The organism is Picrophilus oshimae DSM 9789 (assembly GCF_900176435.1).
Lineage (GTDB): Archaea > Thermoplasmatota > Thermoplasmata > Thermoplasmatales > Thermoplasmataceae > Picrophilus > Picrophilus oshimae.
This window is the reverse complement of the sequence record NZ_FWYE01000002.1, coordinates 258,666-282,596: the sequence shown is the minus strand read 5'-3', so window position 1 is coordinate 282,596 and position 23,931 is coordinate 258,666. Positions and strand designations below refer to the sequence as shown.

Here is a 23,931-nt window from a genome sequence, read left to right as displayed (position 1 = left end):
TATTATGTTATATATTCTGTGGTTATTTACGGCCCTTATGGCCTTGGCCATGGCCTATGCAATAGCCTATGCAAGGAAGGCATCATCACAGCTTCAGAGGTTCATTGTTTATCTTTTATTGTCCATGATGAACAGCATGCTCATAGGTCCGCTTTTCTATTATATGTTTAAAATCTCAATTGTAAGGGCCGCCGAGGTATCAGCATTTGCAATGATGATTGAGGTTATACCATTCCTTGGAAAATTTTTATCTGATGTAATGAATGAAAGATCAGGTTCAAAAACCTTCCTTTACATTTATACAGGAATCTTTGTAATACTTGATGAAATAATAATGAGTCTTGATTTTAATCTTATATCGGGGTTGCAAAACTCTTTAAATTTATATTCTGTAATATATTCATTATCAAGCTACTGGTTTGTTTTTCCAATGGCCTTTGAGATGTTTCTCAGCGCGTTTCTTTTAAGAAAGGATATAAATAAATTTATGATCATTGTTTTTTCCGTGCAGGCCGCGGTAATGCTTTTAATGCCTGTTATCTTTTCCGGTTTCTGGGTTCCAGTATCAATATACCTTTCAGGGGCAATAATGACCGGGTTTTTTATATACATGTTCGAGCACCTTTACAGAAAGCAATCAATTAGCAGTTCCTCTGGAAGGTATATAATATGGCTTTTGACAGGTTACAGCCTTATGATGGGTTCGATATTTCTATGGCAGTACAATGGATCATTGATATTGATATCAATATCTATGATAATCTACATGTCAATATATCTTAACGGCATACTTAGATACAGCTTCAACGATAAAAAGTTCTTCTGGATAGCCAATAGAAGATGGTCATTAATATACATGATCATGGTTTTTGTTTCAGAGTTCTTTATGGGTGCAACCTTCGATGCACAGTACTATGGCGCGACACCATTTATATCTTCAATGAACCTTGCAGCGGTATCAGGTACATTTTATAATATAATGGCATCGTCATTATACGATTTTATAGCATTTTTTGGGATAACAGCACTATCAACATGGTTTTTAATAATGATGGGCATTGAGATGGGCTCCCTTGTTGTTTTCAGGCTTAAGAGCGCGCATCCTGAAAACAGAATAAGATTAATATTAATGCTCTGTGCCTATGCCATTTACAGTGTGTTAATACCATCGTTTATTATACCGAACAATTCCAAAATACCTTTTATAGGCTGGAGCATGGGTATTGGCTCTGGCGGCCCTGTTGCCCCTGATCTGATCATACCAATAGTATTAACATATGTTATAAGCGGTTTATTATCATTTTTCTTTGGATCAAGACAGATGTGCTCTGTATTTTGCACGGCACCTGTTATGTACCAGGGAACATTCTACGATTCAATGAAAAAGTTTAACAGATCCGGGAAAATATCAAAATCAATAACACTGTCAAACAGATCCGGGAAGCTAATTTACAGAATAATCTCATTGATGGTCTATTCATCGATAGGCATGGCCGCAGTTATATCATTTTTGGACTCAATACATGCAACATCGCTTTATATATATGGTACAGACCCGGAATACATGCTTTACATATTTTATTTCGGTGTTTTATGGTATCTCGTCTTTATAACAATGCCCGTTCTCGGCTCATATGCATGCATAAATACAGGATACTGCCACTGGGGCAATTTCAACAGATTCATTTCAAGGTTCGGCTTCTTCAGATTGAAGGTGAAAGATCCGTCAGCGTGCCTTACATGCAAAACAAAGGACTGCGCAACAGCATGTCCCGTTGGAAACCATGAAATGCCAGGCAGTTTTATAAAAAATGGTTATTATAAAGATTCAAGATGCATTGGCATTGGGGACTGCCTTGAAGCATGTCCAAACGATAATATATTCTTTTACGATGTAAGGCAATATTTAAGGAAAAAAATAACAAAGAATGAGAACCTTGATGCAACAAAGTGAAATTTATATAAAAACATAATATGGTGCTGCACATGCACAATCTAATATATATAATACTTACCGAGGTCATAATGACGCCTTTGATAATATGGATACTTGAATACTCAGTATCTTTATCAAAAAACATGTCATTTTTATCACATTCAATATCATTAATTATACTTGTCATGATGGCCAGCATGCTTGATGCACTTCTTTACTATTTTATAACATATAAAAACCTGGTTGATGCCGTAATAGCCATTAATATAGCAATGGATACAACGACAGTAGCACTTTTATACATACTTGTAAGATACATAAGGCGTAAAACAGCAAAATATGATAGAAAGCTCATGATCAATGGTTCAATACTGTTAACATGGAATGAAATATCCATGGCACTTCTTCTTTTTGCGCTTTCCGGGAATTATCTTTTTAATAATATAAATTACATAAAATATGTATCATTCTTTGGCTCATCGATAACATACATACTTTTTTTAATACCAATGGTTACTGAAATGCTATTTTTTATAATAGTAAAATTAAAGGCGTTTAGCCGTTTTGCCGGCATACTTTTATTATTAATGCAGGTATCTGATCCTGCAATGTTCCATGGATTTATTGAATTCCCGCTTGTTATATCATACTCAATTATTATGTTTATTGTTCTTTATCTTATTGTTGTTTATATATTTAAAAACAGGAAGAACCTTTCATACAATAATAAACGGCTTGTTTTATGGATATTTACGCTGATAGCAATATCTGCTGCAGGCATAATAGAGCCATTTTTGATATCACATCCATTTGGGCTGTCATGGTTAATTCTTGCAGCAAGCATGGTTATATCAATGTTGCTATACTTTGAGATCGTTTTCGGCCTTTTTGAATGATTTTTATATCATTATTCAAAACTTCAAAAATTCTTTATATGCGTATCTTTTTTCTGTGTATCATGTTTAAATGTATATTCCTGGCTATTGTTATGCCAGGCCTAATAAGCAGCTGTGAACTTCCTGCTATGAATAAATAAACACCAAGTATGTAATTTCCTGCCGGGAGAAACTCAAAGCTGCCTATTATAAATTCCAGGCCTATCATTATATCATTTCCAATGGAAAGCATTGAATAAAATGATGATAACTTTTCCCTCTTCTTTATTTTCAATGAATACTCGTAAAGTTTTTTGTTCACCCAGCCGGTATTCAAAAATGATCTTATGTTTATAACAAGCCCTGCCAGCATCTGTTTTTTAATAAGTTCAAGTACGCCAAGATAAAAGCTCTCCTTAATTGAGCTCTGAAGGTATTCTATGTAATTGTAGTTTGATCCATAGAGGCCATCCTTTAGCATAATTATTAAATCTATGAACCAGTCCATTTGAATGTAATCTTTATAATTTGCAGGGGAAAATGATAAATTAAGATCATTATAATAATCTGCAAGCTCTTCAGAATTCAAAAAATCACTGTTTGAAAGCACAGGGAGTGCAGCCCTGATATCATTTTCTCCTATTCTGTAATCATTCTGCTTTATTATATCAAGGATTATCATGGAGAGTTTTCTATCATAATAAGATAGTATCATTAAATCATTTATAAATGGATTTCCTTTAAAATACGATATTATCAATTTAAATATTGTTATATCCACATTTTTATATTCTATTGAATATATTGATTGATCCATGCTCCATTTATTTTCCTGCAATATCAAATCCCTATCCATGCCTGTTATAGATGATACCATGCCCATTATATCAGAAACCTTTAGGTTGTAAGTGTAGTAACCATTTTTTATTATCTTTATTATCTGGTTTGTAATATCATCCATGGAAAAGTAGTTAAAAACAGTATTTAAATTAAATCTTTAAATAGATTAAAATTTTATATTGAATAAACATTAGCATTCAATGGACGATATTTTAAACTATCTTTACGAATTAAAGCGTGAGGGTATAAAGCTTGGCCTTGATACAACCAGGGCCTTTGCAGAACATCTTGGCAATCCACAGGATAAATATAAAAAGATACATATTGCAGGAACCAATGGAAAGGGTTCAATATCAAGCTACATATATAATATATTAAGGCAGAGATATAATACAGGATTATACACGTCACCACATCTTATAAAATTTAACGAGAGAATTATATTTAATAAGGAAATGATCAGCGATGATTATATAATAAATTTTATCTCTGAAAACAGGGAATATATAGATAAGCTATCAAAAATAAAAATGAATCCAACATTTTTTGAGACAACAACGGTCATGGCCTTTAAGTATTTTTATGATATGCATGCTGATTATGCTGCAATAGAGGTTGGCCTTGGCGGCCGTCTTGATTCAACAAACATTATAATTCCGGAGATAAGCATAATAGGCCAGATAGGTTACGAGCACTACCAGAAGCTTGGCTGCTCGCTTACATCCATAGCATATGAGAAGGGTGGTATAATAAAGCCCGGAATACCCGTTGTCCTGCAGGATAAAAAGCCTGAGGTTCTGGCAGAGATAAAAAAATTATCACAGGTGAGAAAATCAAAATTGATACTATCCGAGGATTACTCAAAAAGCACGGAGCCTGAGCTATACAATTTTAAGATGGTCTTTGATTTAAAAACGCCGTTAAACGAGTATCATATAGAATCAAATAATCTGGGGCTCTACCAGGTAAAAAATATAAAAACGGCCGTTGCAGCACTGGAAAACATGGATACAAGTATAAATAAGCATGATGTTGAAAGCGGTATAGATAAGGCCATATGGCATGGCAGGATGGAGATCATAAGGGCATCCCCGCTGGTAATAATAGACTCTGCACATAATCCACCGGCAGCAAGCAATCTGGTACCATCGTTCAAAAAATTCATAAAAAAGAAGCCGCTTTTGTTAATTGGCATGCTTTCTGACAAGGACGTCTTTTCATTTTTAACAATTATGAGGCAGCTATCAGATAAAATAGTTTTAACAATGCCGAATGAGCCGGACAGGGCCCTGGACCCGGATAATATAAAGGATATTGCATCATCAATATACAGGGATGTAAAGATAATAAAGGACCCTTTATCGGCATATGATTACTCATTAAAAAACAGTGACTGCATTCTTGTCTGTGGATCAATGTATTTAATAGGCGATATAATGTCAAGGGAAAAGGTTGGCATCCTTCCATTTATAGATATTGGTAAAAAAATCAGTAAAGAAATTGGTTAAAAAATATTTTAGTATATTGACCTAATAACTTATAACCGCTGGTGCCTATGGACAATCCCTTTATTAAATATTCAAGGTCTGATGATTATATTATCGGTAATTTAAAAACGCTTAGCAGTTCATACATACCTGACAATCTACCCCATAGGGAGCAGCAGATTGAGCTTATGGCAAGATCCCTGAGCTCGATCATGCATGGCGGCATTGCATCGAATATTCTACTTTATGGCCAGTCAGGATCTGGAAAAACATCATCCGCAATTAATGTAACGAACATGCTCAGGAGTGCGGCCGGCGACCGCGTTTCAATTCATTACATAAATTGCGAGATCTATGATTCTCACTATTCAATTATGGTTCATATGGTGAATTCCTTTATCGGGGAGGAGCAGATACCAAATCTTGGACTGCCATTTGACAGGATATACTACGAGCTTGTTAAAAGAATAAAATCAAGAAACCTGTATACATTAATAATACTTGATGAGATAGACCGGCTTTTATCAAAGAACGGCAGCGACTCACTTTATGTAATCTTAAAGCTTCTGGGGGATACAGAGGGCTCAATTATAGGTATAACAAACGACTCGTCGTTTATAAACAAGCTTGACATGCGTGTTAGGAGCAGGCTCAACGCCGAGAGCATAATTTTTACGCCGTATAATGCAGACGAGCTCCGCGATATATTAAAATTCAGGATCAACGGCGTTATAAAGAATGGTTTCATAGAAGACTCGGCAATAAATCTTTGCGCTGCCATTGGCGCCCAGGAACATGGAGACGCAAGAAAGGCCATAGAGCTATTAAGAATAGCAATAGAATACTGTATTAGAGAAAACAGGGAAAGGGTAACGATAGATGATATATACATGGCAAGGGAGCGCTTTGAAATGAACATATTAAAGGAATCTGTGAAGACACTGCCAATCCACTCGAAGATGGTGCTTTTAAGCGCAATACTAACCCAGGAGGTCAGCTCAGATATAGCGGTTACCGGTGAAATCTATGAAAATTATAAAAACATATGCGCCGAGATAGGTCTTCAACCATTATCAACAAGAAGAATATCAGATTTAATGTCATCCCTGGATGATCTAGGATTAATAGTAACCACAACCAGGAGCATGGGCAGGTATGGAAGAACAAAGCTGATAAAGGTTTCACAGCCGGTGGCCATAAAAAATTATATACTGGAGGATGAAAATTTTAAAAACTTTCAGGGATCAAGGATTGTAAGGCAGTCAAAGCTAAGGACAAATTATGATGATATATAATCGCTTTTAGAATAATATGCATCGTCCCAGTATCTTAATTCATACAATGTGCCGTATCTTATTATCATGAGATATAAATCATCGAAATCAAGTTTTTCCATTATTGAAAGGTACTTCTCTGTGATCTCATGGTATCTATCATTTTTATAGAAATCGAACCAGAATTTGAATCTATCATCGTTTATTTTTGTGTTTTGCGCTATTAAATCGTATGTCCACTGGCACGGGAACATTGCAAGCATGCCCTTAACATCATTTTCATTTGACCACCTTTTAAGATGATTTATATATGAATAATTTGTGTAATTTAGCATCGAATCATTTATATCCTCTTTGTTTATTTTAAACATCTCAAGCATCTTTAAATGGAATTCAGGCTCCTCCATGCCAATCATCTCATATAATTCTTTTATATCATCATTCCCGGTGTTTTTGTATATAACAGATGCCGCTTCCTTATAGTATTTTAAATATATGTCATCCTGTATTAAATAATATTTAAATTTCTCATCGCTTAATGTTCCATAGGACATCTCGTTTATAAACGGATGGTTCATTATTGATGCAACAGTGCTTTTTATGTATTTATCGTTTAAAACATCAGATAATTTCATAAATCTTAATTGAAAATATTTATTTATTTTTTATTTTTCATCTATTCCGTCATTGATTATTTTCGAATAAAGATAAAATGAATCCTTTTTATTATTTTTTATGTCAATCATACCGCAGCGTTCGGCAAAGCCCTTTGAAAACTCATAGCCATCATACAGCGTTGAGTAGATATTCCCAATGATTTTAACGAAATTCATTGATTTATGAACATCAATTAGTGATCTTTTAATAAATTCCAATCTTTTATCATCATTTCCAGGAAACTTTTCACCTGTAAATAGATCGAATTTAAATGATGAATATAAATCGTAAATGGCCCTTTCCATCATGGGCTCAACATTATTATCAGGGCAGACAGGCATGAATGTAAATCTTAAAGGCAAGGGCAATACATCCTGGCCTGTGTATTTTGTACAAATGTTTCCTGAGTAATCAATCTCAATAAAATCTGAACCATGGAATTCATTTATTCTCCTCTCATCAAATCTGTTTGATAGATCATTATCAAATAGACCGTAGAGAGAATTAAATAAAATCAATTTATTCATTAAATAACCGGTGTAATCTGCAATTTCAATGGAAGCCTCATCGTATGGTATGTAATTGTTATATGATACCGATATGCCTGTTTTATTTATCCCTGATAGAATCTTATATGCAATATTATGCGAATATGCCATATTCCTCATGGAAATTATCGATGCATCGTAGCCTGATATCCCTGGTGGATAGCCATCAAGATTTCCGTATAAATATCCATGATTTATAATATCATTGCCATTGTTTATTGTTATATAAAAATCTGCATTGTTTATTCTTCTTGATATATAATATGCATACTTTGCAAATTCAGCAACAATGTTCTTATTTAGCCAGCCCGATCTTTCTGATTTAAAGATATTTTTATTTGTATCAAGGGGATCGTGAAGCCACAATGGAAGAACGCCATCGTAAAGTGTAACCATTGTTTTAATGCCATGTGACCTTGCATTTTCTATGAAATTATAATACTTTTCAACAATACCATCATCGGCGGCCCTCCTTAGATCATTAAAAAGCCTGTCGTTCATTGATATATCTATGACGTCACCCTTGTCATTAAATTTCACATCGCAGTTTATATCGCCGGTTCCGTCCGGAAATAGGGATGGCCAGTCCATGTCTATTTTTATTAAATTAAAATTATTATCATGCAGATCCCTTATAACATTATCATTGAGATATTCAATTTTATTATCCTCCGGGTATCCGTCCCTGATATAGTTCATCATTCTCACATTTTTGTCATGTGTCCACTGGTACCAGTCGCTGTTTTCTGGTAAATTTTTATTATTCTGTAAATAGCCCAAATGAAAGCCGGACATAAAACCATTGATAAATCTTATATGCATGTCTCATTAATTTTTTATTCTATAATAATATTTATGAACATGCCAGATTTTATAATCTTTGAAACCCCAATGGAATATAAACCTGTACTTTATTTTCAAAGAAAACTTGTTGATCTAAGAAACAACGATAAAATAGATGATACATTTATATTTTTAGAACACAACGATGTATACACTGCCGGTGTTCATTACAGGGGCAATGACGACATTATAAGGGTTGAGCGTGGTGGTTACGAAACATACCATGGGCCAGGACAGCTTGTTGTATACTTTATAATAAATCTAAGGGAAAGAAAAATGAATGCCCTTGACCTGATAAAAAAAATACAGAACTCTGTTGTAAACACGCTTAAATATTATAATATTGAATCTTATCCAATGCTTAATGAAAAAACAGGCGTATGGCATGAAGATAGAAAGATATGTTCAATAGGCATAGCAATAAGGGGATTTTCCACCTTTCATGGCATGGCATTAAATGTTAATACAGATCTTTCAAAATTTAACAGAATCATGCCATGCAACTTTTCACCGGACATAATGACATCAATGGAGAGAATCTCCGGAAGGCCATTTAATATAAATTCTGTAAGGGAAAGGCTTATTCAATCAATAGAAAAAGAATTTGATATAAAAGAAAAAAACATATACAAAAATGTTGATTTAGTGGGCTATGGTAATGGACTGCTCCCTTAAAAACTGCGTTAGATAATAAAATGATCCAGTTCCCTTGCCAGTGCTTCCACTTAGCTTCCAGCCGACGAATGGCTGTGAGCCCACCATTGCGCCGGTTGATGCACCTGCTGCCCTGTTTGCGTATACAACGCCAACATCCACACTTTCAAAGTAATGCTGGTACTCCTCTGGATCCTCTGTGAAAATTCCACCTGTAAGCCCATAGTCCATAGAATTTATATCATTTATCGCGTCATCTATGGATTTTACCTTTATAATTGCAACTGCAGGTAAAAATATCTCATTCCTTACTATGTAAGAATCCGGTTTTAAATCTGTGATTACTGTGGGCTCAACGTAGTAACCCTTTCTATCCATGATTCTTGCGCCTGTTAATATTTTCCCCTCCTTGAAGTATGTCTCACACATCTTCTTGTATTTTTCATATGCATCTTTGTTAACAACAGGGTTCATAAACGTTGATTTCTCCCTTGGGTCACCAACCTTTATACTCTTTGTTCTCTCAACAAATTTTTCAATGAACTCATCGTAGATCTTTTCATGGACATATATTAATGATGACGCGCTGCATTTCTGGCCTGCAAAGCCGAAGGATGATCTTACACAGCCCTCAACGGCCTTTTTTAAATCAGCCTTATCTGATATTATAACGGCGTCCTTGCCTCCCATTTCTGTTATAACAGGCTTTGGGCCATACTTTGTGGCATTTTTAAATATTCTGAGGCCAACATCCCTTGAGCCTGTAAAAACCACACCGGAGACCTTTTTATTTTCTGTTATTATATCGCCTATGAGGCTTCCTGTTCCAGAGACAAAGGCTATTGCATCTTTATTAACGCCCGCCTCGATTAATAATCTTACAAATAGATAAAGCGATAATGGTATATCGCTGCTTGGTTTTAACAGCACGGCATTGCCTGTTATCAAGGGTCCGGTGGTCATGCCAACACCTATGGAAAAGAAATTAAATGGGGATATAACTGCAAAAAGACCATATGGTTTCATAAAACTCATTGATTCTTCGTTTTCATATGCCTTTCCTGTAAATTTTATGAACCCGTGGTTCTCTATCATGCTCATAGAATAATATTTCATAAAGTCTATTGCCTCATCAACATCGCCCATGGCCTCGTATCTGTTTTTTCCGTTTTCATATGTAAGCAATGCGGCAAATTCAAATTTTCTTTCCTGGAGCATCCTCAAAGCTTTTTCTATTATATTCACCCTTGCATCATACGGTACCTGAAACCATTTTTTATAACCAGAGCTTAAAATATCTATGGCCCTTTCAATGCTCTCCTTTGATGCAAGCTGAAACTCTGCAAGCTCGCTCTCATCTATTGGTGATATGTCCTTTATTTTTTTCTCCTCATTTACGTCATTTATTATTATATTTGGATACTCCTTTCCAAAATAGCCCTTTACAGATTCAAGTGCCTCCTCATACTTTTTATCAAATTCATCCTCTTTTCCAGAGGCCTTCATTTTTATGTATGTGTTTTCATTATAGAACATAGCTAAAAATCATTAGGAGATAAATAAACCTTTTTAATGGTTCATATCGTATCCTTAAAACTTTAGAAAAATTAAAAAGAAAATAGTATCGATTACCTTTGATGATAAAAAAATTTATCTATTTTTGTTAGATAAAGAAATATGACAGAATTTCCAACGTTTCACTGCCTTATAAATGATAAGGATGAGCCATACGATTCTGATATACAGCTATTTTTCACAGGTAATTACAGCCTTGCGTCAAGGCTTTCCATTCTTTCAAAGATTGATGGTGAATACAGGGAAAACTATCTAAAGATTTTAGATCTTCTCGAAAAGCTTCAGAATTATATAATAACCGGTGAAAGCAAGCCCGACTATAAATTTTTAAACGAAATTGAAAATGAGAAGGGCTGGAAGGACGATTATAAAATACTGAAGAGTGGGAACACCGCTGCAATAACGGCATTCCAGGGATGCCTTGATGCTGTTAACACGATGTACTATTATGAAAGGCTGTCCAGAAAGGATGATTATATGCACAGGTTTACCCCGGATCTATTCAATGCGTATCTATTGATAAGGCACATACTTTATAAGAGGGCCTCAAATCTAATAAAGGCTTAAAATGTGTGTATGCGGTATAGATGAGGCCGGCCGTGGACCTGTTATAGGTCCAATGGTCATGGCCATGGTTTGCGCCGATGATATAAATTTTTATGTTAATGACTCAAAGCTTCTTACAAGGAATAAAAGATCATTGATATTCAATGATGTTTCAGGGCTTTATCATAAATATTATATAATAAATCCCGCGGAGATCGATGATGCCGTTAAAAAGCATTCATTAAACAATCTTGAGGAACAATACGCTGAAAAACTTATATTAAAAGCAGAATGTGAAAAAATATACATAGACTGTTTTGATGTAAATGAATCCAGGCTTGAAAGGATTTTAAAGGATAGAACAGGTAAGGAGGTTATATGCAGACACCATGCTGATCGCGACATTAAAATAGTGTCTGCCGCATCAATCATTGCAAAGGTTTTAAGGGATAATGAAATAGAAAAACTTAAGTCAATTTACGGTGATTTTGGTTCCGGATACCCATCGGATCCAAAAACATTGAGATTCCTTGAACATTCAATTATAAATCATGATAATATAGATAATATTGTTAGAAAGGAGTGGAAAACATACAAAAATCTTGTCCAGGGGCACATATAAAATTAATTTAACAATAACTTTATGAGTCAGTTTATATTATAATTAATAACATGGTGTTTGTTCTATGCCAGACAAAAATCTGGAACTCAGACCTAAGAGGATAATAGATGTTAAGGTTCCAAGGCACACGTTGAAGATCTCTTTCTGCTCCGCCCTTATCGGCCACCGTGATGAGGTAATAAGATCCATAAGGAGTATTGAAAACATTGGCGAGGAGATCGGGCTTGAATATGAGATCATATTAAGCTCTGACATAGACATAAATTATGACAGCTCAAGATTTAAAAATGTCAGGCTCGCATCAAGGAACTATGGTCAGGGAAAGAGGCAGTCATCAAGCTTCAGCTCTGGAGATTACATAATAATATTCAATCCGTTAATAGAATACAACATTGAAAAGGCAGATATAATATCACAATTTATATCATCAAGGAACAAGAAGGCATTAATATCTGATTTTATAATAATAAGCAGGGAAACCCTGGAGACCAGCGGCTCATGGAAGGAGCTAAGAAATGGCGAGGATCTTGATCTCTTTGCAAGGCTGGCCGCAAGCTATGGCTTCATAGTTTATCCATCAAGCAGGTTTGAAATAATATCGGATCATGATTACCCTGGATTAAAAGGCCTTGGCGGCTTACTGGAAAGGTTGCTTGGTACCAGGGATCTAATCATAGGCGGCTCCTACAATTTAAAGGATTCCTTGGATTTAATAGATGAAAATCCATTTCTTGTTATTATATCATATATTTTAAGCAAATTCTCCAGGATAAAACCATACAAAACAAGGGCAAGAAACAACTATGTTGCTGTTATGGAGGCAATACTTGAATCCATAATTATAAAGGATTATGAGCTTTACACTGTTGAAAACGCAGTTGAAAAGATAAAGATAAGTAAAAAGGAATTAACATATTTAAAAAAGCACAGCAGGCTCTGGAGCAGGATAAAATCAAACATAGATGAGATTGTAGAACTTCAGGAGAGCCTGTAACCGCAGTTAGGGCAGAACCTCTCATTTCCTGACAGCTCATGATTGCATACCGGGCAGTACTGCAGGGCAGGCATCGTGGAATGACTGTTCATGGATTTATTTCCTGATATAAATGCAACACCCACGTTTGGCGTTTTTGCCCTTGCAAGCTCCATTTCCCTTAAATGCTTCTCCATTTCCATTCTCTGAATATTTTCAAACTCCTCCCTTTTTGCCCTTTCAGATGCCTTCTTTATCTCGTTAAACCATCTTACTGCATCCTTTACGTAAAAATCAACGGCCTTTATTGAATTGTCTGAATTATATTCTATTCTCAGGCTGGATTTTAGTTTAAGCCTCGGGCTTGCATATGATACGTTTACAACGTCCGTTAATTTTAATATTAAATCTGTTCTTGATGGTACGGCCTTTAAGAATGATCTTCTTCCTGATATTTCATATATTATTCTGAAATTGGTTAAATACATCGTTCCATATTTTTCGCCGTCAACCTTTTTGGCCGGTCCGTTTATAATCTCATATTCATTCGTTTCATAAACAGGCATTGTTAAAAGATGTTTATTTACATTTAAAGCTTTTCTGTTGTTTAATCATAATAAACAAAATTTAAATAATACATTAAAATTATGCATTTATGATAAACATAAAGGATTATAATAACAAGAGAATAGCATTTACAGATAATATAACAGGTTCAAGGATCTATGGAACTGTTAGAAAAAACAGGTATGGCTATTATGTTATTATTTCAGACCGGAACATTGAGATCTCTGCAGCCAGGATAAAGAATCTTGAGGTAATATCATAATTTTTTAATCATTTTTTATGCGACTGCCGGGATTTGAACCCGGGTTAGTGGCTTGGGAAGCCACTGTGATACCAGGCTACACCACAGTCGCATCTATACTGTATTAATTTTCTGGTATTTTAATCTGCCTCCTCAATGCGAGATCAAGAACCTGCTGTCCGATCTCTGTTAGCTCATACTTTTTTGTCAGGAGGCCCATCTTAACAAGCTTTTCCCTGCTATCTGAAAATTCATCCCTGGCCTTTTTGTACTTCAATATTTTTAAATCCTCCGGTGTTACATATTTTATGTACTCCCTTGCATCAAGGTCTTTTAATATGTAGTGCGCCTTATTGGTCATTTGATAGTATGTATGGTGCTTGTGAACCTCGGCACTCTTCTTTAATTTTGCATCGGTCCTCTTTATGGATGTATTCGTGTATTTTTCCAAAAGACCCATGTCATAAAGTATTCCAAGATAATGGCTTATCTTCATCTTTGGTATCTCTGTGTACCTCATAATATTCTTTGCATAATCAACCTTTGCCACCTGAAAATGCTCCAAAACCGTTAACATTTCATTGTTTTCTATAAGTCTTCTTTTTATCTCCTCGTCTTCCATTATAAATGTAAAATATAAGCAACATATTTATGTTTTTACATTATTAATGTATTCCCTGTATTTTATCGTGCCTGACATGAACAACGCGCTTATTATAAAGCCGAATAGATCCAGTATTCCAAAAACAAGTATTCCCGGACCAATGCCCGTGTACGTTGCAAGAAAGCCAAAGACAAGAACACCAAAGATCCCGCCAATCCTTCCGAAGGATTCAGATATACCCTCACCGGTGCATCTGACCTCGTATCTAAAGTTCTCCACAGGGCTTATAACAACAGTCTTGTCAGGGCCAGCAGCGCCGAAGAAGTATGCCAGCAATAATAGCACGATACCATAGTATCTTATATCAAGCCCGTATATTATTATAAAACCAAGGGAAAGCAGTGCTATTGATCTTCCAAGAAAACCATACGCCTGCAAAAATTTTTTACCAAGTTTATCTATTGTGTAAACAGTTAAAAGTGCCGCGGGTATTGTAACTGCCTTTACAATTAAACTGTAGTATGATGAATTTACAAATCCAAAGCCAAGAATAAAGGCCATTATTGTTGGTAAGAATATTGATAGGCCCTGATCCCCAACCTGATATGCAAACCAGGCTGCAGATGAAAATACTATACTTCTTTTCTCATGGTCTGAAAAGGATCTAAACGGTAGCTTTTTTAATCTTCTCCAGTGCCCTGATTCAAGTATTTTATATCTAAGGAAAATCGCAGGCAGCGCAATAAAACCGCCAAGGGCAAGGACGTACCTCCAGCCATAGTTACCAAGGCCTAAAAAGAGCCCTCCAGAACCGTATGCTATGATCATTCCAAAATTGGCTGCAAGCATGACAATTGCCATATCCCTATTTACCCTATTTTTTGGTCTCATCTCTGATATGTATGGAAAGACTATGGCGTAATCTGCCCCTATTGTTAAACCTATAAAAAATCTGAATGTAAAAAGCATCCAGTAATTTATGGAAACGGCGCTTAGAATCGATGCCAGAAAGTAACCTATAAAATCATATATTAAAAGACCACGCCTTCCAAAAAGATCCGCCATGTGGCCGCCGATTAAAGCGCCAAAGGCCGCACCAATCAGTGTGGATGCTCCAAGAAATCCTGCAAGAAATTTACTTATATGCCATGTTCTTTCAAGAACAAGAATTGATATTGAAATGGCGGCTATGTCGTAGGTTGCTATAAAGATGCCAAAACCCAGTATGGCAGTCGCAAAATTACTTGCAAAAATCGTTCTGGCATCCTTATTCATGAAACAATATTAGGAATACCTAAATAAATTTTTTTAAATGAATTTATTAAAATGTTACAGGTACATAGCCATCCTTTATATAATCCGAGATTATTTTACCAACAGGCTCAAGCACTATCCTCATCTCTCTTAATTTTGATTCAGCAGGCTTATCTTTTACATAGTTAATGCAGGCCGTTGTTATAATACCATTTTCAATCAGCTTTGATGCCATGTTCCTTGCATCGTCATCCTCTGTAACAAGATTCTCGGATGGACCGAAAAGCACAAGCTTCGTATCAATGGTTGTATGCATTGCGAAGTTCATGCCAAGCATGGCCCTTTCCTTATCCCCGGAAACAATAATAATTAATAGCCTATCCATATATATACATAAACTTAATTTAAATATTGTTTTTGTATTATTAATAAAAACATAATTTTAAGATACAACATGGAAAATTTATTAACAGGTGGTTATATACTTATCCTGATTTCATGGGCGGTAATGCAAAGGGAGAATTAAAAAGAACATTGTCATTTAAGGATCTTTTCTTTCTGTCGTTTGGCGGTATGTCCCCGCTTTTAAGCATTTTAAGTTATGGTGCCTTTGCAATAACCCTTGCCGGCTACGATGCACCTCTTGTAATGATCATTGGAACATTGCTTGTTCTAATAAATGGTGTTGCAGTTACCCAGCTGTCAAAGAGATTTACATCATCAGGTGGTTATTACACCTATGCATTTCAAACGCTGTCAGAGAGGCTTGGCTTTGATACAGGCTGGGTTTACATCTTTTATTCAACACTCTTTGGCCTTGCATACCTATCCGGATCGGTTTTTATCATATCAACAGTATTTAGAATAAATCCATATCTGGTTTTTGCCATACTTATGATACCATCGATCATATTTCTAATGCTTGGTGTTAAGCTCTCATCAAAGTATGCCCTGTACGCTGTTGCCATAGAGGTATCCTTCATGATTGCAATTGTTGTATATTCATTATTCCTGACACACGGGCGTGTTTACCTGCCCAATCCCGGAATTTATCATATTGGTGCCGGTGATTTCTTCCTTGGCATACTGTTTGCGATGGGAATACCAACAGGCTACGGCTCAATAACACCTGTCTCGGGTGAGGTCAAGGATGCAAAAAAGACAGTTGGCAGAAGCGTTATAGCCGTGATACTTGGCGGCGGCATACTTGCAACAGTCATGGTTTATGCAATTTCAAATTTAATTCTTCAGAATCATATTATAATACCGGTTAATTACCAGCTTCCTGTAATAGAAATATTAAAAAATAACTTTTCAAGGTATGGTTACATATTTTACTATGGTGCCGCCATAGCAACAATAAACGACGGAATTCTTGCATTACTGTCATTTGGTGCGGCAACATCAAGGACTCTATTCAGAATGGGCTACGATAAGAGCTTCCCATCGTTTTTTTCATTCAGAATAAAGGACAATCCTGTAATAGCAACGGCATTTACAAGCATAATTTTTATATTGATACCACTGGCCATGTTTCATTTCATATCAGCTGAGATAACATTCATAGTTCTTGGTACAATATCATCGCTTGCCGGCCTTTTTATACATCTTATAACGGATTCATCGTTAATAAGAATAGGCTTAAGGCGCGGCAGGCGCCTGATCATGCGCGGTGCTAACAGCTTTTTTTCATATTTTAAATACTTTGATGAGTTTATACTTGCAATTACAGGTGCATTGATAAGTGCCGTTGTTTTAATATATTCTGCATACTCAACAGTGCCATATTATACAACGATCTTTTTAACATGGATAGTAATAGGCTTTATCCTATCAGAGGTTAAAAGCATAGTTACAAAGACGCCATACATGCCGGACGTTTCAAAGGAGGGGAAGATCGTTGCAGAGAATCTTTTAAAGGTGAGTGTCGGTGATGCACTTATACCAGGGAATTCATGCATACTAAGGTTAAGTGACACACTAAAAAGTGCAATGGAAAAGATGATATCCAAGAACGTTTCTGCCGCAATAGTTGTCGACAGCTATTCAAGGGCCATAGGAACACTTTACCTTGTTGATATACTGCTCCTTCCACAGTATGAAATAGATAACGGCAAGGTCTATCATATGAAGATATACAAGCCTGTAAATATAAATGTAAATGATGATATAACAGATGCGGTAAGGCTTTTAAAGGAAAACACAGTACCGGTTCTATCTGTTACAGATGATAGCGGAAAATGTATTGGCATGATAACAGAGCGTGACGTCCTTTTAAGAATAGGGTCGGTTCAAAAGCCTGCACTGGATTAGAAATATTTTTAATCTGTTAATAATACTTGTATATGGCAAATACAGGCTACCTGAGGCTTAAATGGGCAAGAGAACACATGGATATAACATCAAATATAAGGCAGAGGTTTATTGAGGAAAAGCCTTTTAAGGGCATAAGGATTGCTATGGCGCTTCATGTTGAGGCGAAAACAGGCGTTTTTGCAATACTACTAAAGGAAGGCGGTGCCGATATAAAAATGGCATCTTGCAATCCATTAAGCTCAGACGATTATGTTGTTGAATCACTTAAAAATGATTATAATATACCGGTCTTTGCAAGAAAGGGTGAAACCCAGGAGGAGTACTACGATTATTTAAATAAGATTGTCGATCCAGAACCTGATATAATAATAGACGATGGTGGCGATTTAACAAATTTGGTCAGCTCAGATGAAAAGCTCTACAAAAACATCATGGGCGGAAACGAGGAAACAACCACGGGCGTTGTTAGATTAAAGGCCATGGAAAAAAGCAACGCATTGAAATTCCCAATGTTTGATGTAAACGATGCAAAGATGAAGCATTTATTTGATAACAGATACGGTACAGGTCAGAGCGCGCTTGATGGCTTTATGAACGCAACGAACATACTGATAGCTGGCAAGAGGATCTGTGTAATAGGTTATGGCTGGGTTGGCCGTGGCATAGCAATGCGTCTGAAGGGCCTTGGTGCAATAGTAACCATTTCAGAGGTCGATCCCGTTAAGGCTGTTGAGGCACTTATGGATGGTTTTTCAGTTGACACCGTTGAAAACGCTGTAAAATACTCTGATATCGTTTTTACTGCAACCGGCATGAAAAATGTTGTTCCATACAGTGCACTATTAAAGGCAAAGAACGGAATAATACTTGGAAATGCCGGCCATTTTAACAATGAAATAGACATGGAATCAATAGAGTCAAAAAATATATCAAAGGAGCGGGTTCGTGATTATATAACAGAGTACAGGCTGGAAAACGGAAATAGAATAAATATTATATCTGACGGCAGGCTTCTAAACCTTGCAGCAGGGCAGGGTCACCCTATTGAAATCATGGATCTCAGCTTTTCAATACAGGCATTAACAGCAGAGTACATAGTAAAGAACCATGACAGGCTTGAAAAAAGGGTTTATCCCGTTCCAGAAGATATAGATAAAAACGTTGCGGAGATAAAGTTAAATGCCCTTGGCATAAAGATAGATAAGTTAACAGATGAGCAGATAATGTACATGAACTCCTTTAAAGAGGGAACGTAACCTTTAAAAGTTTTTAATGATATTCTTTTAATGAAAAATATTGTATTATTAATCATGGATGGTCTTGGGGATAACCCAAATCCAGAGTTTTTTGGAAAAACCGCACTTCAGGCAGCGTACAGGCCAAATCTTAACGCACTCTGCAGGAAATCAATTTGCGGTTTAATGGATCCCGTGGGTCCTGGCATCAGATCCGGATCTGACACATCACATCTGTCAATACTTGGATACAGTCCTGAAAGATATTACAATGGCCGAGGGCCATTTGAGGCGCTTGGTCTTGGCATGGAGCTTTATCCTGGCGATGTGGCATTCCGTGCAAACTATGCATATGTATCAGATGGCTACGTTCTGGACAGGCGTGCCGGCAGAATAAGTGACACCTGTGAACTATCAAGGGCAGTTTCAATGGAAATAGAGGATGTAAAGATCACCGTAAAATCAGGAACGGAGCACAGGGCGGCAATCGTTATGCATGGTCCAGGTCTTTCAAGCATGGTTTCTGATTCAGATCCGCACAGGGAAAACGAAAGACCCATGGAGATAAGGCCCCTGGATAAAAAAGCTGAAAAAACAGCCAGAATATTAAATGAATTTATAAAGAAATCCAGGGAGATATTAAATAAACATCCGGTAAACATAAAAAGAATGAACCAGGGGCTGATGCCAGCAAATGAGATATTAATAAGGGGTGCCGGCATGGTACCAGATCTCGAGGATTTTTATGATAGATATCACCTAAAAGCCGCATGCATCTCAGGAACACCGTTGATAAAAGGAATATGCAGGCTTGCAGGCATGGATATTATAAACATGGATAATTTAACAGGACGTGTTGATGAGAACTATTCAGGAATCTTTGAAAAGGCCCATGAACTGGCAAAAAAATATGATTTTATCATAATAAATATAAAAGGTACTGATATAGCCGGCCATGACAGGAGGCCTGATATAAAAAGATCTGTTATAGAAAACGTTGATTCTGCAATTTCAAAAATAATTAATGATCTTGATGATCTATTAATCATCGTTACAGGTGATCACAGCACACCATGTAACCTGGGCGATCATTCAGGCGATCCTGTACCTATAATGTTCTCATCAAATAATATAAGATCCGATAATGTTATGCTCTTTGATGAGACCTCTGTTAGGAACGGCTCATTAAGAATCCGTGGTCTTGATGTAATGAAAATCGCACTTTCTTTGAGTAACAGATCAGAGAAATACGGTGCATGATTTTTTATACATTTTTTTACTATTCATTCATGGAATTTAAAAAGTCCATTGATATAGATGATCCTGATAGAATCTGGTCAATAATAAAAGATATAGATAGAATACCGGAATTCTGGCATGGAACATCCAGCATAACAAAATCTGGTGATTCATACATAATAAAATTTGCATTCGGCGGTACAGGTAAGGTAAGGTTTAGAATAGACGATGAAAGGATGGCAGTCTACGAGGAATATTTAAAGGGACCAATAAGGGGTTACACATTGAATAGAATTATAAAAAATAATGATAAATATTATCTTGAATCAATATGGAATGTTCGTTTATCATTTATATATTCAATACTCTCATCAAGGGTTCAAAGGCATTTTGAATCCGGGACAGAGAACGCATTAAAAAGGATAAAGAACGCCTAGATTTTAATCAATTCTGTTTTCTTGTCAACATTAAATTCAAGCATCTCCCTGCTGAGATAACTATCATTGAATATACTTTTAGCCTCGTTTAATAGCAGGTTTAAATCATTGTATCTTGAACTATAATGAAATAAAAAAAGCCTTTTTACATTGGCCTTTAATGCTATTTCCGCTGCCTGCCTTGCAGTGCTGTGACCATATTCATTTGCAAGGTTTTCTATTGATGCGTCCATAGTAGAATCATGTATAAGCACATCGCAATTGCTGGCAAATTTTAACATGTCATTGAATGGTCTTGTATCACCGCTGTAGACAATTGAACGTCCTGGTTTTATACCATCTGCAACGTCCCATATGGAATAGCGTTTACCCATGTAATAGTACTCACCATTGTTTCTTAATAACTCGAGTTTGTTTTTTGGGAATCCAATGCTATCTGCTTTTTCTCTATTTATCTTTATAAGGTCCTTCTCCTTTAATTTGTATGAATAACCATACTTTGTATGATCATTTTTTATTGCGTACACATCGAAGAGATCAAAATCATATTTTTTATTTTCCTCCATCTCGGCAATTTTTATATTATATGTTATTTTAAAATCTATTAAGGACAAAACCTTTTTTATCTCATCTATTGTTCCGGGCGGGCCAAAGATGTTTAAATCATCGCTCCTGCCATTGAATGAAAACGTGCTTAGAAGGCCTGGCAGACCAAAGAAATGATCACCGTGGAAGTGTGATATAAATATATTTTTTACGTTCATAAATGAAACCCCGGATTTCATAAACTGCTTCTGTGTACCCTCGCCGCAGTCAAAGAGATTTACTATATTATCAACCTGGACGGCTATTGCTGGAAGGCCCCTGCCAGGTTTTGGTACAGAACCACCAGTTCCCAAAAATGTAATTTTAAATGTTGATGCCATTTATTATGTATCTCTAAATAATATATTAAAATCACGAAAGTTTAAAATTATTATTCTATATTAACTAATATGATAGAAAAGGAAATATTAATAAAGAATAAAAAATATCATTACATAAATGAGATGCTGGGCAAAAAGGCCCCCCTGGTCATACTAAAGGGCGAAACAGGCTACATCATGTGTGGGTACCTTAACATAGATGTTGCGAACTCATTGAATGATGTTGCAGTACGTGTAACCGGTGTCAATGATGTAAACGATGTTTTGAACACAACAGTAAATGCATGCACTGATGCGGCAAGGAGCCTTGGTATAAAACCAGGAGACAGGATAATGGATATAATAGATAAACTATGAGTAAACCGGTAAACCGGTAAACCAGTAAACTTAAATAGCTGATTGGGATGATGTATTATGGCAAACAATGATGAGAAGAAGGATGAGATTGAAATAAGAACAATATCTGTAAAGGGTGTTAGCTCAGATATATACAAGAAGATACACAAGATAGCCATGGAGACTGGAAAAACCATAGGCCAGATAACAGACGAGGCCTATAAGAATTTTATAAGTTCGGTCGAAAACGCAAGGACAATATCTCAGAGCTTTATGGATGGGTTAAAGCAGGGTTCCTCACAGTACATAGAGAATATAAAGGAGCTTGAGATCTCAAAGGTTGATCTTGAGGAATTAAACAGAAAGGTTATATTTAGAAACATAGATAATTTAACGCTAAAAGATCTTGATAACGACTCGTTTGACAGGTACGTTTCTGGCATAATCCAGGTAAAAAATTTAAATATACCAAAGAAGCTTAGCAAGGCAAAGGTAATAGTAAAATGCAATTTCGTTGATAAAATAAATGTTATTGGTTAAAACCACGATAAAAGTAGGCGCTCTCAACATCCGATAAAAGTATTGCGTCTTTATTTTCAGCTTTTTCCATTATTTTTTTATGCATTGGTACCCAGTATTTTAATTCAATATCTGGTTCAACGCTCATTATAAATTTATGCTTTGCACTGAATATCCTGTCGGTGAATTCTGAATTGACAGTTTCAGCATCCTTCCAGTAGCCCTTTAAGTATGAGTAAACCATGGTATTTATCATATCAATTAAATTGCTTCTAACAAGGCTTTCAGGGCTGTTTATAACTGTAACCGGCCTGTAAAGCTCCTCGCCGATGAAATATAGATCAAATCCTGCATTTTTCAGGTAAGATATTTCAGTGAAATCATCGTATTTTCCCGGATCATCTTTTAGATATGATACGAGTACCTCCCTTTTATTAAATGTCTTTATGTAATTCACAAGTTCTTTATAGTCGTATCCTGGTATGCTTTCATGCATCTTTCCTATTGTCGACACAACAATCATGTTATCATCTCTGCATTATTAAAATATCATCATCAGATATGTTAAAAAATTTGTAGTTATACTTTTTCTTTATTCTTTCAGAGCTTATGGCGTAGTTTAGATTCTTAATATATGATATCTTTATAAAATTACAGCTCTCCTTAAGATAGTTGCATATAATATTTCCCATATCGTAAAGCGTCATGTATTCATCCCCGGCAACATTGTATATATCATTATCATCATCAATAAGCATCTCTGTTATATCAGCAAGATCGCTGTTTAAAACAGGATTTATGTAAACATTGCTGTTAAGCTTGATTGGCGTGTGTGACCTCAGGGCATTTATTATATCCATGTAAAGGTTCATTGTACATTTACCGTATGAAAAGCCGCGCCTTATTATAATGTAAGAATCATGTTTTTTTATTATTTTTTCTGCCTCAAGCTTCGTTTTACCATACTCCGTTTCAGGCTGTGTAGTATAATCCTCATCCTTTAAAGCCTCTGATGATTTATAAACAAACTGGCTGGACATTAATATTATCTTCGCCTTTTTAAATCTTGTTGATATATATTCATTTAATCTTACATTTATATCGTTCATGTAATCATAGTTTCTTGTATTAAAGAAGCCTATCTCCATATTGTTTATAACAACGTCATAGACATCATCAAGCATTGTAAGATCGTGAAGGAATCTTTTTAATTCAAGTGGTTCTAGGAATTTTATATCATATTTTCCCTGGAAAGATTTTACAAACCTGAAGCCACAGCTCTCAAGGCCATTTAAAACAAGTATTCTTTCCATGTAAATGCATTTATAAAAGAGATAAAAGCTTAATCATTACATTAACCACAGCAATATTTATTAATAAATAATTTACTGGTAAGATTTTAAATATTAATATGTAATATCGTTTTC

26 protein-coding genes and 1 tRNA gene are annotated in these 23,931 nt (G+C 35.7%); 15 read left to right on the top strand and 12 right to left on the bottom strand.

Features of this window, described 5'->3' with window-relative positions; translation table 11 throughout:
* Nucleotides 1-37: 37 nt before the first annotated feature.
* Both B8780_RS04995 and B8780_RS04990 read left to right on the top strand, forming a co-directional pair.
* Entirely contained in the window at nucleotides 38-1,954 is a 1,917-nt protein-coding gene (locus tag B8780_RS04995) for a 4Fe-4S binding protein (protein WP_084272866.1), read from the top strand.
* Nucleotides 1,955-1,986: 32 nt separating this feature from the next.
* Nucleotides 1,987-2,832 (top strand): hypothetical protein, encoded by an 846-nt coding sequence (locus tag B8780_RS04990; RefSeq protein WP_153274220.1) that lies wholly within the window; start codon nucleotides 1,987-1,989, stop codon nucleotides 2,830-2,832.
* Nucleotides 2,833-2,866: 34 nt separating this feature from the next.
* Here B8780_RS04990 and B8780_RS04985 read toward each other — a convergent pair whose 3' ends face one another.
* Nucleotides 2,867-3,772: a YrhK family protein gene (locus B8780_RS04985; RefSeq protein ID WP_084272864.1), complete on the bottom strand. Its 906-nt coding sequence runs from the start codon at nucleotides 3,770-3,772 to the stop codon at nucleotides 2,867-2,869.
* A 79-nt stretch (nucleotides 3,773-3,851) separates the two neighbouring features.
* Here B8780_RS04985 and B8780_RS04980 point away from each other — a divergent pair, with 79 nt between their 5' ends.
* Both B8780_RS04980 and B8780_RS04975 read left to right on the top strand, forming a co-directional pair.
* Nucleotides 3,852-5,159 carry a bifunctional folylpolyglutamate synthase/dihydrofolate synthase gene (locus B8780_RS04980; RefSeq protein ID WP_084272863.1) on the top strand — a complete coding sequence of 436 codons (1,308 nt, stop codon included), beginning with the start codon at nucleotides 3,852-3,854 and terminating at the stop codon, nucleotides 5,157-5,159.
* A gap of 47 nt (nucleotides 5,160-5,206) precedes the next feature.
* Nucleotides 5,207-6,433 carry an ORC1-type DNA replication protein gene (locus B8780_RS04975; protein WP_011178058.1) on the top strand — a complete coding sequence of 409 codons (1,227 nt, stop codon included), beginning with the start codon at nucleotides 5,207-5,209 and terminating at the stop codon, nucleotides 6,431-6,433.
* Here B8780_RS04975 and B8780_RS04970 read toward each other — a convergent pair.
* Together B8780_RS04970 and B8780_RS04965 are read right to left on the bottom strand one after the other, a co-directional pair.
* The gene (locus B8780_RS04970; RefSeq protein WP_084272862.1) at nucleotides 6,418-7,047 is read right to left on the bottom strand and encodes a TenA family protein; all 630 of its coding nucleotides are present in this window, start codon (nucleotides 7,045-7,047) and stop codon (nucleotides 6,418-6,420) included. The two genes, B8780_RS04975 and B8780_RS04970, sit on opposite strands and share 16 nt — an antisense overlap.
* Nucleotides 7,048-7,077: 30 nt before the next feature.
* Nucleotides 7,078-8,439 carry a family 1 glycosylhydrolase gene (locus B8780_RS04965; RefSeq protein WP_011178060.1) on the bottom strand — a complete coding sequence of 454 codons (1,362 nt, stop codon included), beginning with the start codon at nucleotides 8,437-8,439 and terminating at the stop codon, nucleotides 7,078-7,080.
* 39 nt (nucleotides 8,440-8,478) lie between these two features.
* Between B8780_RS04965 and lipB the strand changes: the two genes are divergently transcribed.
* Entirely contained in the window at nucleotides 8,479-9,135 is a 657-nt protein-coding gene (lipB, locus tag B8780_RS04960; protein ID WP_048059636.1) for a lipoyl(octanoyl) transferase LipB, read from the top strand.
* Here lipB and B8780_RS04955 read toward each other — a convergent pair.
* Nucleotides 9,103-10,650: an aldehyde dehydrogenase family protein gene (locus B8780_RS04955; protein ID WP_084272861.1), complete on the bottom strand. Its 1,548-nt coding sequence runs from the start codon at nucleotides 10,648-10,650 to the stop codon at nucleotides 9,103-9,105. The two genes, lipB and B8780_RS04955, sit on opposite strands and share 33 nt — an antisense overlap.
* Before the next feature lie 141 nt (nucleotides 10,651-10,791).
* Here B8780_RS04955 and B8780_RS04950 point away from each other — a divergent pair, with 141 nt between their 5' ends.
* The 3 genes from B8780_RS04950 (at nucleotide 10,792) to B8780_RS04940 (ending at nucleotide 12,851) form a co-directional block, all read left to right on the top strand.
* Nucleotides 10,792-11,256: a hypothetical protein gene (locus B8780_RS04950; RefSeq protein WP_084272860.1), complete on the top strand. Its 465-nt coding sequence runs from the start codon at nucleotides 10,792-10,794 to the stop codon at nucleotides 11,254-11,256.
* Between the two features lies 1 nt (nucleotide 11,257).
* Nucleotides 11,258-11,857, top strand: coding sequence for a ribonuclease HII (gene rnhB / locus B8780_RS04945; protein WP_011178064.1), 600 nt, complete (start codon nucleotides 11,258-11,260; stop codon nucleotides 11,855-11,857).
* A gap of 64 nt (nucleotides 11,858-11,921) precedes the next feature.
* Complete coding sequence (locus B8780_RS04940; protein WP_011178065.1) at nucleotides 11,922-12,851, top strand: hypothetical protein; 930 nt, start codon at nucleotides 11,922-11,924, stop codon at nucleotides 12,849-12,851.
* Here B8780_RS04940 and B8780_RS04935 read toward each other — a convergent pair.
* Nucleotides 12,836-13,396 carry a zinc ribbon domain-containing protein gene (locus B8780_RS04935; RefSeq protein WP_011178066.1) on the bottom strand — a complete coding sequence of 187 codons (561 nt, stop codon included), beginning with the start codon at nucleotides 13,394-13,396 and terminating at the stop codon, nucleotides 12,836-12,838. The two genes, B8780_RS04940 and B8780_RS04935, sit on opposite strands and share 16 nt — an antisense overlap.
* A gap of 89 nt (nucleotides 13,397-13,485) precedes the next feature.
* Between B8780_RS04935 and B8780_RS08125 the strand changes: the two genes are divergently transcribed.
* Complete coding sequence (locus tag B8780_RS08125; RefSeq protein ID WP_153274138.1) at nucleotides 13,486-13,659, top strand: hypothetical protein; 174 nt, start codon at nucleotides 13,486-13,488, stop codon at nucleotides 13,657-13,659.
* A gap of 18 nt (nucleotides 13,660-13,677) precedes the next feature.
* Here B8780_RS08125 and B8780_RS04930 read toward each other — a convergent pair.
* The 4 genes from B8780_RS04930 to B8780_RS04915 form a co-directional block, all read right to left on the bottom strand.
* Nucleotides 13,678-13,750 (bottom strand) — tRNA-Gly (locus B8780_RS04930).
* A gap of 12 nt (nucleotides 13,751-13,762) precedes the next feature.
* Nucleotides 13,763-14,260, bottom strand: coding sequence for a DUF2250 domain-containing protein (locus B8780_RS04925; protein ID WP_011178067.1), 498 nt, complete (start codon nucleotides 14,258-14,260; stop codon nucleotides 13,763-13,765).
* Nucleotides 14,261-14,287: 27 nt separating this feature from the next.
* A complete protein-coding gene (locus B8780_RS04920) occupies nucleotides 14,288-15,517 on the bottom strand; it encodes an MFS transporter (protein WP_084272859.1) in 1,230 nt (409 codons plus the stop codon).
* Nucleotides 15,518-15,563: 46 nt separating this feature from the next.
* Complete coding sequence (locus tag B8780_RS04915; RefSeq protein WP_084272858.1) at nucleotides 15,564-15,881, bottom strand: hypothetical protein; 318 nt, start codon at nucleotides 15,879-15,881, stop codon at nucleotides 15,564-15,566.
* A 113-nt stretch (nucleotides 15,882-15,994) separates the two neighbouring features.
* Here B8780_RS04915 and B8780_RS04910 point away from each other — a divergent pair, with 113 nt between their 5' ends.
* From B8780_RS04910 to B8780_RS04895, 4 genes are read left to right on the top strand one after another with little or no spacing between them, the layout of a single operon-like run.
* A complete protein-coding gene (locus B8780_RS04910; protein ID WP_084272857.1) occupies nucleotides 15,995-17,809 on the top strand; it encodes a CBS domain-containing protein in 1,815 nt (604 codons plus the stop codon).
* A 32-nt stretch (nucleotides 17,810-17,841) separates the two neighbouring features.
* The gene (locus B8780_RS04905; protein ID WP_084272856.1) at nucleotides 17,842-19,068 is read left to right on the top strand and encodes an adenosylhomocysteinase; all 1,227 of its coding nucleotides are present in this window, start codon (nucleotides 17,842-17,844) and stop codon (nucleotides 19,066-19,068) included.
* Between the two features lie 30 nt (nucleotides 19,069-19,098).
* Complete coding sequence (locus B8780_RS04900; protein ID WP_084272855.1) at nucleotides 19,099-20,307, top strand: 2,3-bisphosphoglycerate-independent phosphoglycerate mutase; 1,209 nt, start codon at nucleotides 19,099-19,101, stop codon at nucleotides 20,305-20,307.
* Between the two features lie 29 nt (nucleotides 20,308-20,336).
* Nucleotides 20,337-20,723 carry an SRPBCC family protein gene (locus B8780_RS04895; RefSeq protein ID WP_048059512.1) on the top strand — a complete coding sequence of 129 codons (387 nt, stop codon included), beginning with the start codon at nucleotides 20,337-20,339 and terminating at the stop codon, nucleotides 20,721-20,723.
* Here B8780_RS04895 and rnz read toward each other — a convergent pair.
* Nucleotides 20,720-21,649 carry a ribonuclease Z gene (rnz, locus tag B8780_RS04890; protein ID WP_084272854.1) on the bottom strand — a complete coding sequence of 310 codons (930 nt, stop codon included), beginning with the start codon at nucleotides 21,647-21,649 and terminating at the stop codon, nucleotides 20,720-20,722. The genes B8780_RS04895 and rnz overlap by 4 nt on opposite strands.
* 69 nt (nucleotides 21,650-21,718) lie before the next feature.
* Between rnz and B8780_RS04885 the strand changes: the two genes are divergently transcribed.
* Together B8780_RS04885 and B8780_RS04880 are read left to right on the top strand one after the other, a co-directional pair.
* A complete protein-coding gene (locus tag B8780_RS04885) occupies nucleotides 21,719-22,006 on the top strand; it encodes a YunC family protein (protein ID WP_084272853.1) in 288 nt (95 codons plus the stop codon).
* A gap of 57 nt (nucleotides 22,007-22,063) precedes the next feature.
* On the top strand, nucleotides 22,064-22,525 hold the full coding sequence (locus B8780_RS04880; protein ID WP_011178076.1) for a hypothetical protein: 462 nt from the start codon (nucleotides 22,064-22,066) through the stop codon (nucleotides 22,523-22,525).
* Here the strand turns inward: B8780_RS04880 and B8780_RS04875 are convergent.
* Together B8780_RS04875 and B8780_RS04870 are read right to left on the bottom strand one after the other, a co-directional pair.
* Nucleotides 22,515-23,027: a hypothetical protein gene (locus tag B8780_RS04875; protein ID WP_011178077.1), complete on the bottom strand. Its 513-nt coding sequence runs from the start codon at nucleotides 23,025-23,027 to the stop codon at nucleotides 22,515-22,517. The two genes, B8780_RS04880 and B8780_RS04875, sit on opposite strands and share 11 nt — an antisense overlap.
* 4 nt (nucleotides 23,028-23,031) lie before the next feature.
* The gene (locus B8780_RS04870) at nucleotides 23,032-23,817 is read right to left on the bottom strand and encodes an NAD-dependent epimerase/dehydratase family protein (protein WP_084272852.1); all 786 of its coding nucleotides are present in this window, start codon (nucleotides 23,815-23,817) and stop codon (nucleotides 23,032-23,034) included.
* Between the last annotated feature and the right edge of the window lie 114 nt (nucleotides 23,818-23,931).

What these genes read in the sequence shown, in the direction of transcription:
- rnz (WP_084272854.1), bottom strand. Translation starts at nt 21,649, where the DNA reads ATGGCATCAACATTTAAAATTACATTTTTGGGAACTGGTGGTTCTGTA.
- B8780_RS04975 (WP_011178058.1), top strand. Translation starts at nt 5,207, where the DNA reads ATGGACAATCCCTTTATTAAATATTCAAGGTCTGATGATTATATTATC.
- B8780_RS04985 (WP_084272864.1), bottom strand. Translation starts at nt 3,772, where the DNA reads ATGGATGATATTACAAACCAGATAATAAAGATAATAAAAAATGGTTAC.
- B8780_RS04955 (WP_084272861.1), bottom strand. Translation starts at nt 10,650, where the DNA reads ATGTTCTATAATGAAAACACATACATAAAAATGAAGGCCTCTGGAAAA.
- B8780_RS04880 (WP_011178076.1), top strand. Translation starts at nt 22,064, where the DNA reads ATGGCAAACAATGATGAGAAGAAGGATGAGATTGAAATAAGAACAATA.
- B8780_RS04920 (WP_084272859.1), bottom strand. Translation starts at nt 15,517, where the DNA reads ATGAATAAGGATGCCAGAACGATTTTTGCAAGTAATTTTGCGACTGCC.
- B8780_RS04970 (WP_084272862.1), bottom strand. Translation starts at nt 7,047, where the DNA reads ATGAAATTATCTGATGTTTTAAACGATAAATACATAAAAAGCACTGTT.
- B8780_RS04905 (WP_084272856.1), top strand. Translation starts at nt 17,842, where the DNA reads ATGGCAAATACAGGCTACCTGAGGCTTAAATGGGCAAGAGAACACATG.
- B8780_RS04935 (WP_011178066.1), bottom strand. Translation starts at nt 13,396, where the DNA reads ATGCCTGTTTATGAAACGAATGAATATGAGATTATAAACGGACCGGCC.
- B8780_RS04900 (WP_084272855.1), top strand. Translation starts at nt 19,099, where the DNA reads ATGAAAAATATTGTATTATTAATCATGGATGGTCTTGGGGATAACCCA.
- B8780_RS04895 (WP_048059512.1), top strand. Translation starts at nt 20,337, where the DNA reads ATGGAATTTAAAAAGTCCATTGATATAGATGATCCTGATAGAATCTGG.
- B8780_RS04990 (WP_153274220.1), top strand. Translation starts at nt 1,987, where the DNA reads ATGCACAATCTAATATATATAATACTTACCGAGGTCATAATGACGCCT.
- rnhB (WP_011178064.1), top strand. Translation starts at nt 11,258, where the DNA reads ATGTGTGTATGCGGTATAGATGAGGCCGGCCGTGGACCTGTTATAGGT.
- B8780_RS04940 (WP_011178065.1), top strand. Translation starts at nt 11,922, where the DNA reads ATGCCAGACAAAAATCTGGAACTCAGACCTAAGAGGATAATAGATGTT.
- B8780_RS08125 (WP_153274138.1), top strand. Translation starts at nt 13,486, where the DNA reads ATGATAAACATAAAGGATTATAATAACAAGAGAATAGCATTTACAGAT.
- lipB (WP_048059636.1), top strand. Translation starts at nt 8,479, where the DNA reads ATGCCAGATTTTATAATCTTTGAAACCCCAATGGAATATAAACCTGTA.
- B8780_RS04950 (WP_084272860.1), top strand. Translation starts at nt 10,792, where the DNA reads ATGACAGAATTTCCAACGTTTCACTGCCTTATAAATGATAAGGATGAG.
- B8780_RS04965 (WP_011178060.1), bottom strand. Translation starts at nt 8,439, where the DNA reads ATGCATATAAGATTTATCAATGGTTTTATGTCCGGCTTTCATTTGGGC.
- B8780_RS04870 (WP_084272852.1), bottom strand. Translation starts at nt 23,817, where the DNA reads ATGGAAAGAATACTTGTTTTAAATGGCCTTGAGAGCTGTGGCTTCAGG.
- B8780_RS04910 (WP_084272857.1), top strand. Translation starts at nt 15,995, where the DNA reads ATGGGCGGTAATGCAAAGGGAGAATTAAAAAGAACATTGTCATTTAAG.
- B8780_RS04915 (WP_084272858.1), bottom strand. Translation starts at nt 15,881, where the DNA reads ATGGATAGGCTATTAATTATTATTGTTTCCGGGGATAAGGAAAGGGCC.
- B8780_RS04995 (WP_084272866.1), top strand. Translation starts at nt 38, where the DNA reads ATGGCCTTGGCCATGGCCTATGCAATAGCCTATGCAAGGAAGGCATCA.
- B8780_RS04980 (WP_084272863.1), top strand. Translation starts at nt 3,852, where the DNA reads ATGGACGATATTTTAAACTATCTTTACGAATTAAAGCGTGAGGGTATA.
- B8780_RS04925 (WP_011178067.1), bottom strand. Translation starts at nt 14,260, where the DNA reads ATGGAAGACGAGGAGATAAAAAGAAGACTTATAGAAAACAATGAAATG.
- B8780_RS04875 (WP_011178077.1), bottom strand. Translation starts at nt 23,027, where the DNA reads ATGATTGTTGTGTCGACAATAGGAAAGATGCATGAAAGCATACCAGGA.
- B8780_RS04885 (WP_084272853.1), top strand. Translation starts at nt 21,719, where the DNA reads ATGATAGAAAAGGAAATATTAATAAAGAATAAAAAATATCATTACATA.